The 770-nt window shown below is 73.0% G+C and carries 1 pseudogene; it reads left to right on the top strand.

Features of this window, described 5'->3' with window-relative positions:
- Nucleotides 1-770, top strand: a pseudogene (locus NBZ85_RS31535) (hypothetical protein); the annotation flags it as partial.

Raw genomic sequence — 770 nt, forward strand, 5'->3', positions numbered from 1 at the left:
CCCCGCCCCCGTTCCCGTCTGCGGGCGGTGCGTACGCCTACCTCCGGTCCGATGCCGCGTCGGCCGCCACGTCCCGCCCGGCGGACGCCTACAGCGTCAGCGGGCCGGGCACGATCGAGGTCCACCGGGTCGGCGCCGGGCATTACACGATCGACCTGACCGGGCCGGCGTTCGCGAAGAACGGTAACAACCTGCAGGTCAACGCGATCGGCGACAGCCCTGTGGGCTGTAACGCCCTCGGTCGCGCGGTGAAGAAGGACCGGCAGTCGGTATTCGTCGGCTGCGCGCGGGGGTCCGCCTGGACCGACAGCCCGTTCGTGCTGCTCTACACCAGCGGCCGTGCGCTGATCCCGACCGGCGCGGCCAGCTTCGGTCACGCGTTCACCGGCATCATCCGCCCGGGAGAGCCGATCCAGCAGGTCCCGCCGGGCCCGGCGGTGAACGCCTGGGCCTGGTACTCGGCGAACAGCTCAGGGGCGACGAACCGGATCAGCCGGGTCGGCGTCGGCCGCTACCAGGTGAGCTTCCCCGGGGTTTCGCGGCGGACCCCGAGTTCGTTCCAGGTGACCCCGTACGGCGAGCCCACCGCCCGCTGCGCCGCGGACGAACTCCCGGTGGCCGCGATCGGCGGCACCGCACCCGCGGACGTCACGGTGGCCGTGCGCTGCGTCGACGCCGCAGGGCGCCCCGCCGACAGCTACGCCAGCGTCGCCTACGTCAGCGCCTCCGCCCTCTCCGCCTCTACCGCCCCCCTGACCCTGTCTCTTATA

Origin of the sequence: Frankia tisae (genome assembly GCF_025403405.1) — a bacterium.
GTDB lineage: Bacteria > Actinomycetota > Actinomycetes > Frankiales > Frankiaceae > Frankia > Frankia tisai.